We start from the raw sequence: 1,828 nt of genomic DNA on the forward strand, positions 1-1,828 counted from the left end.
ATAGAAGCCAATTTTTATAATAGGTAGTGAAATTTCATGAATGGCTATTATAAAAATTGTAAAAAATAGGATGATTAGGATCATAACTGAAGCCCATAAACAAACTTCAATTAGATTTATGACTAAACCTTTTGATGGAATAATAATTTCTATTAAATTCTCATTTTTATTCAAAACTATTTTACTCTCGGCAAGAGGGAAAGCTGTTGAATTAGTCGTCTTTCTCTGAGCTTGAGTTGTATGTCCGCTTTCTTCTAAGGAGCGCATAGCTTCTTCAACATTAGCGAAGCGTTGGCTGGCAATAGGTTCTGTCATCTTCTTCAACCAATTACTAAAGCCAAAACTAATATTAGCAACTTGCTCAAATTGAATTCGCAGGTCTATATCTGGTAAATCTGCTGGATGATGGCCTGTTATTAAATAAATCAAGGTTGCTCCCAAACTGTAAAAGTCAGAAGCGGTAGTGGCCCTACCATTAAATTGTTCTGGTGGCATATATCCATAGCTCCCAACAACCGTCATACTACTATTTTTTCTAAAACCAGTTTGTACCGAACCAAAATCAACTAAATACACATAACCAACACTATTTCCAGAGCTATCTGTCAAAAGAATATTACTAGCCTTAATATCACGATGAATTATAGATGGCTGTCGCTCATGCAAATATTGAAGAATTGTTAGCATATCTTTTGCTATTTGCTTGACTCCTTCTTCACTGAAAGTACGCCCTGCTTCGATTTCTGCTTGCAGAGATCGGGCCGAGATATAACTTTGTACAAGTGCAAATCCTTTATAGTTGGGTTTATCTAGCTCAAAGTAGTCAAGATAACGAGGAATAGCAGGGTGGTAGAGTACTTTGAGAGTTTCCGCTTCTCGTTCAAACAGTTTGAAGTCACTCCATTCAATTCCCTTGTCAAAAAGAAGTATTTTGATCGTTACTAACTCTTGAGTTTGTAAATTACGGGCTACCAGCGTCGTCCGTCCTACTTTTTTAGATAGATATTGCAGTACTTTGTACCCTTCTGATAACATGTCTTTTTCAAATTCTTCTGATTTTTGACTGACCATTTACTAAGACCTACTTGTTTAAACAATAACTCTCTGATTACTATTTGTTAGCTAATTTCTGCTTTCTCTCAAAATGCTTTTTTTACCTTGGCTTTATACAAACATAATTGATATGTATGTTTGTGCTAAGATACTAAAAATATATAAGCTTTTAAAGAGCAACCGATATCATTTGCAAGAAGCTGTAAATCTTGTAAAAAATGAAGTTTTTAAATCCCACGCCTCATTAGTATGAATTAAAATTCATAAGTTATTTCTCAATATTTTCTGTTAACTTAAATCAATATCGTCTAAGGTGTTGCGAATATTTGCCAAGTAAATATTACGTAAAGCATTCTTAGCCTTCTCGATATCTCTATCTAGTTTGAATCCTGTCTCTAACAAAGTTTTATATTCTGGATCTGCCGAAATTTGGGTAATAGTATTATTAAATAACACAAGCAATTGGCACAAATTTGATCTTGGTTGATTAATCTGTTGCACATTAATTTCACATAAGTTAGATTCTCTCTTATCAGATTGCCATAAATCTTTTTCTTCAAAATATTTTAAGAAACGGGCATTATTATCTATTAACACTGAGTATTGCCAGCCGGAGCCAATACAATTGGCAATTGATGTTGATTTTGGTATATAAATCATGCCAACTATTAAGCCTCTATTAGTTTGCTGATTCAGCATAAAATGTGGATATTTCCAATCTCTGGGTATCGATATAGTTGGTTCCATTTTTACTCCTTGTATAGTATGCCTATTG

The 1,828-nt window shown here is 33.7% G+C and carries 1 protein-coding gene and 1 pseudogene; both read right to left on the reverse strand.

What is annotated here, in order from left to right; translation table 11 throughout:
- Window positions 1-1,071 (reverse strand): serine/threonine protein kinase (locus tag ACWATR_RS39750; protein WP_460345809.1); only part of this gene is annotated, 1,071 nt, incomplete at its 3' end.
- A gap of 270 nt (window positions 1,072-1,341) precedes the next feature.
- Window positions 1,342-1,828, reverse strand: a pseudogene (locus ACWATR_RS39755) (hypothetical protein); the annotation flags it as partial.

It is taken from the genome of Nostoc sp. UIC 10890 (assembly GCF_054786515.1).